The organism is Salinicoccus sp. CNSTN-B1, assembly GCF_054792835.1.
In genome coordinates this window covers 1-5,550 of the sequence record NZ_JBTWMN010000001.1, presented here as the reverse complement: position 1 = coordinate 5,550, position 5,550 = coordinate 1, and the positions used below count along the sequence as shown (strand labels likewise).

Sequence of the window (5,550 nt, the reverse complement as noted above, 5' to 3'; positions counted from 1 at the left end):
AAATAAGAATGTGTTACAGTCCTTTACCCGTTCCAGTGTCTTTTCGCTGACATGTTTACTGATGAGCGTCTGTAAGAGTTGATTTTTCAGCTTTTTCTGGGTATACTTCTCCATAAGCGAATAATTCCTTTCTAACCAAGAAAGGTGCATAAAAGAGCTTGCACTCTTTACTTAGCGTATATGTTTTTTGTGGGGATACTTAAAACATACATTACTAGGTATAAAAGTGCAAGTTTTTTTGCATTTAAAGCAGTCATATCAACGCTTCTAGAGATTTTACCTAAATCAGAATTGTGACGTATAGTATCAAGACAAGAAGAAACTCGTTTCACTCGTTCCAAAAACAAACAGAAAAGAGGTCTCTTATGTTTAATATTCAAGATCCAAATTATGCTAAAAGAACCATAAAAATATTCATATTCACAACAATCATTTTATTAATCACTTTAATTCTAGCAATTATATTTAGCCCATCACTCGAAACTTTTAAAAATATGACAGACGGACAACACGAAAACATTTCTAAAACAAATGGTTTAATAAAGGTTTGGCAATATATTCTAAACAACGGCTTTAAAGTACCATTTCAAATGCTGATATTTTCTTTAATTCCAATCCCATTTTTATACTTTTTAAATTTATTATATACAACAATAATTACAGGAATAGCATTTGGTTTTGCAATCAATTTTGATTTAAATAAAGGTCTCATCATGGTTTTATCTTCAACACCACATACAATAGTCGAAATATTAGCAATGTGTTTTGTTATCAGTGGTTTATATAAATTAAATAAATCAATTATTAGAAAAATAAGTAATCTTTTTAGAAAAACTAAAAAACAAAACTTGTCATTTAAATTAGCATTCAGCAATTTACTTAAAATATATTTTCTAATCGCTTTACCTTTATACATACTCGCAGCATTTTTAGAAACATATCTCACAGATTTTATATATAACTTATTTACCTAAATTCAACCTTGCTTTATTTTTTAAAAGTCGCCACACGAACTACAAGCGATCAAACAGCATGTTTGCCCATTTTTTAATGAAAACGAAGTTTGCATGTAAATGGGCAGTACCTGGTATTCGTCTGATGTTTGCATTTATTCCAATTTCCTTTTTGAGTAGAAACTTTGACCCTTCAAACTTCCCAAAGATGAGCCACCAGGCAAAAAACGCCCTGGTGGGCCCACTTCGTTAAGTGTACTTGAAGGGTCTTTTCTTTCTCAAAAAGTTTTCTCGGCATAAATGGATCTCCGATGATTATATGGCTCAAAACGTTAAAAAGAGCCCTCAGAGCGTTTCTAAGCATTTAAATCACATGAAAGTACCCTAAAAACAATTTAAACGCTCATATGCGCTTATTTGGACTCTGAAATGGTATCTAACTCTCAGTTCGGTTTAAATTCAAATCTCAGTACTGCCCAGTTACACGCACGTCCATTTTTACCAAAATTCCCGAGCGTTAGACTGGGATAATTCGCTTCAAGAGTGAGGACAAAAAAAACAATTAAATAAATCTCAATATCATTCTAAATAACATGCTAAATACTTTATACGAACTTTCCAACAACATTCCAAAGTGGGGGTAAAGTGGGGGTAAATGGTGGTTGTGAGCATTTTTTCAATTAGAAAGTCGTTAGACACCGCACCCATTGATATCCCTGGCATCTTCCCCATTCGATAGGCAACAAGTTGCTAGTCTCAAACCTTGACCCCTGCATGACGACGTGGTCCTGCAGGGGTCAAGGTTAAGGGGGAACGAGAAGTGTAACAATGGGTACGGGTGTAACGGTTATTCTTCGATGTCTGATTCGTCTAATAGGGTCTGATTGATTTCTTTTTGCATGTCTTGATTCATGAGTTTGCGTTCGGTTTCGATGTAGTCTGTTTTACCCCAGTGATAGAAAATTTGGTAGATGTAGTAGGTTGGATCTATGTCTTTATAGTGGTCGAGTTCTTTGGTTTCATAGAGTGTGTTGGCGTCTTTAAAGAGGCCGGAATATACAATAAGGCGTTTACCGGAAAGTGTTTTATAGAATGTATCAAATACGGTTTCGTCTTGGAGATAGTCGCTGTCTTTGGCACTGTATTTGGCAATTTCGGAGATTTCTTTTTGTTGTCAGTGTGTTTTACGCGTCTGATGTCCACTTGTGTGATGAGTGGATTTTTCGTCGATTGTTGCCAGAGTTCAAGCCATCTATTTCGACTAATATAATAATTTTTGTCTGTAAAATAGCTTTTATTTACGGCTAATATGACGTGAAAATGTGGATGATAGTCGTCTCGATCTTGGTTGTAGGTGACTTCCAATTTCCGCACATAGCCTTTTACAGCAGTCTTTACTTCTTTGCGCTGCATCATCCGTTGAAATGAGCGGTTGTAGTGTTTAATCTCATCGTTTAGTTCCCCAGCTGGCACATTGGGCGCCGTCAGTGTCAGAAGAGAAACTCCTTCTGCTCCTCTTTTTGAGATATTCCATGAGAATCCCAATCTTCATGGCATTCTTACGGGCTTTCTTCCACGCACAAACAGGACAGAACCGATGCTCGCAGTTGTTGGAACGGTGTAATTTGGTTTTTTCCATTGTGATATCAGCCACCATAAATAAGAATGTGTTACAGTCCTTTACCCGTTCCAGTGTCTTTTCGCTGACATGTTTACTGATGAGCGTCTGTAAGAGTTGATTTTTCAGCTTTTTCTGGGTATACTTCTCCATAAGCGAATAATTCCTTTCTAACCAAGAAAGGTGCATAAAAGAGCTTGCACTCTTTACTTAGCGTATATGTTTTTTGTGGGGATACTTAAAACATACATTACTAGGTATAAAAGTGCAAGTTTTTTTGCATTTAAAGCAGTCATATCAACGCTTCTAGAGATTTTACCTAAATCAGAATTGTGACGTATAGTATCAAGACAAGAAGAAACTCGTTTCACTCGTTCCAAAAACAAACAGAAAAGAGGTCTCTTATGTTTAATATTCAAGATCCAAATTATGCTAAAAGAACCATAAAAATATTCATATTCACAACAATCATTTTATTAATCACTTTAATTCTAGCAATTATATTTAGCCCATCACTCGAAACTTTTAAAAATATGACAGACGGACAACACGAAAACATTTCTAAAACAAATGGTTTAATAAAGGTTTGGCAATATATTCTAAACAACGGCTTTAAAGTACCATTTCAAATGCTGATATTTTCTTTAATTCCAATCCCATTTTTATACTTTTTAAATTTATTATATACAACAATAATTACAGGAATAGCATTTGGTTTTGCAATCAATTTTGATTTAAATAAAGGTCTCATCATGGTTTTATCTTCAACACCACATACAATAGTCGAAATATTAGCAATGTGTTTTGTTATCAGTGGTTTATATAAATTAAATAAATCAATTATTAGAAAAATAAGTAATCTTTTTAGAAAAACTAAAAAACAAAACTTGTCATTTAAATTAGCATTCAGCAATTTACTTAAAATATATTTTCTAATCGCTTTACCTTTATACATACTCGCAGCATTTTTAGAAACATATCTCACAGATTTTATATATAACTTATTTACCTAAATTCAACCTTGCTTTATTTTTTAAAAGTCGCCACACGAACTACAAGCGATCAAACAGCATGTTTGCCCATTTTTTAATGAAAACGAAGTTTGCATGTAAATGGGCAGTACCTGGTATTCGTCTGATGTTTGTATTTATTCCAATTTCCTTTTGGTGTGAACCAACGGCACCCCTAAAAACCCAAAAGCTGTCGGTAGGCATTTTTGATACCTCACGGTATCTGCCTACCGGCTTTTTAGTTTATTCAGGGGTGCTTTTCCCACCAAAAGTTTTCTCGGCATAAATGGATCTCCGATGATTATATGGCTCAAAACGTCAAAAAGAGCCCTCAGAGCGTTTCTAAGCATTTAAATCACAGGAAAGTACCCTAAAAATGATTTAAACGCTCATATGCGCTTATTTGGACTCTGAAATGGTGTCTAACTCTCAGTTCGGTTTAAATTCAAATCTCAGTACTGCCCAGTTACGCACACGACACTTTTTAGCAAAGTGTCGTATTCTGTACTGGGATAGTTCGCTTCAAGAGTGAGACCAAAAAAATACTTAATAAAATTCTAATATCATTCTAAATAACATGCTAAATACACGTTCCACGAAGATTCCATGACTATTCCAAATGGTAGGGTAAATGGGGGGTAAATGGTGGTTGTGACCCATTTTTTTATTTGGAATGGTCGTATACACCGCACCCATTGATATCCCTGGCATCTTCCCCATTCGATAAGCAACAAGTTGCTAGTCTCAAACCTTGACCCCTGCATCACTGCGTGTCGTGATACAGGGGTCAAGGTTAAAGGGGGAATGGAAAGTGTAACAATGGGTGCAGGTGTAACGGTTATTCCTCGATGTCTGTTTCGTCTAATAGGGTCTGATTGATTTCTTTTTGCATGTCTTGATTCATGAGTTTGCGTTCAGTTTCGATGTAGTCTGTTTTACCCCAGTGATAGAAAATTTGGTAGATGTAGTAGGTTGGATCTATGTCTTTATAGTGGTCGAGTGCTTTGGTTTCATAGAGTGTGCTGGCGTCTTTAAAGAGGCCGGAATATACAATAAGGCGTTTGCCGGAAAGTGTGTTATAGAATGTGTCAAATACGGTTTCGTCTTGGAGATAGTCGCTGTCTTTGGCGCTGTATTTGGCAATTTCGGAGATTTCTTTTTATTGTCAGTATGTTTTACGCGTCTGATGTCTACTTGGGTGATGAGTGGATTTTTCGTTGATTGTTGCCAGAGTTCAAGCCATCTGTCACGTTTAATATATTGTCTTTTATTATTAAAATAGTGCTTATCAACGGCTAAGATTACGTGAAAATGCGGATGATAGTCGTCTCGATCTTGGTTATAAGTGACTTCCAATTTCCGTACATAGCCTTTTACTGCACTCTTTACTTCTTTACGCTGCATCATACGTTTGAACGAATTGTTATAATGCTTAATCTCATCGTTTAGTTCCTCAGCTGGTACATTTGGGGCCGTCAAAGTCAGAAGAGAAACTCCTTCTGCTCCTCTTTTTTGAGGTATTCCATCAAAATCCCAATCTTCATGGCATTCTTACGGGCTTTTTTCCATGCACAAACAGGACAGAACCGATGCTCGCAATTATTGGAACGGTGTAATTTGGTTTTTTCCATTGTGATATCAGCCACCATAAATAAAAATGTATTACATTCCTTTACCCGTTCCAACGTTTTTTCGCTGACATGCTTACTGATGAGTGTCTGTAACAGTTGATTTTTTCGCTTTTTCTGGGTATACTTCTCCATAAGTGAATAAATCCTTTCTACTAAGAAAGGTGCATACAAAAAAACTTGCACTTTCCCCTATGTTTTATGTTTTTGGCTTCGTCACCTAAAACACTAAACTAGTAGACGGAAATATGCAAGTTTTTTTGTGTTTAAAGCAGTCACATCAACGGCTCAAGGCACACTGACCCCGATAGAAATTATGACGTATAGTATCAAGATAAGAA

The 5,550-nt window shown here is 35.8% G+C and carries 2 protein-coding genes and 2 pseudogenes; 2 read left to right on the top strand and 2 right to left on the bottom strand.

Features of this window, described 5'->3' with window-relative positions; translation table 11 throughout:
- Positions 1-365: 365 nt before the first annotated feature.
- The gene (locus tag ACYF68_RS00020; RefSeq protein WP_461044971.1) at positions 366-974 is read left to right on the top strand and encodes a stage II sporulation protein M; all 609 of its coding nucleotides are present in this window, start codon (positions 366-368) and stop codon (positions 972-974) included.
- A gap of 826 nt (positions 975-1,800) precedes the next feature.
- Here ACYF68_RS00020 and ACYF68_RS00015 read toward each other — a convergent pair.
- A pseudogene (locus ACYF68_RS00015) lies at positions 1,801-2,426 on the bottom strand (protein rep).
- Positions 2,427-2,975: 549 nt separating this feature from the next.
- Between ACYF68_RS00015 and ACYF68_RS00010 the strand changes: the two are divergent.
- Positions 2,976-3,584: a stage II sporulation protein M gene (locus ACYF68_RS00010; RefSeq protein WP_461044971.1), complete on the top strand. Its 609-nt coding sequence runs from the start codon at positions 2,976-2,978 to the stop codon at positions 3,582-3,584.
- A gap of 835 nt (positions 3,585-4,419) precedes the next feature.
- On the opposite strand, the pseudogene ACYF68_RS00005 reads toward ACYF68_RS00010, so the two are convergent.
- A pseudogene (locus ACYF68_RS00005) lies at positions 4,420-5,212 on the bottom strand (protein rep).
- Between the last annotated feature and the right edge of the window lie 338 nt (positions 5,213-5,550).

Excerpts from the sequence above, each read along its gene's own strand:
- ACYF68_RS00020 (WP_461044971.1), top strand. The coding sequence starts at position 366 with ATGTTTAATATTCAAGATCCAAATTATGCTAAAAGAACCATAAAAATA.
- ACYF68_RS00010 (WP_461044971.1), top strand. The coding sequence starts at position 2,976 with ATGTTTAATATTCAAGATCCAAATTATGCTAAAAGAACCATAAAAATA.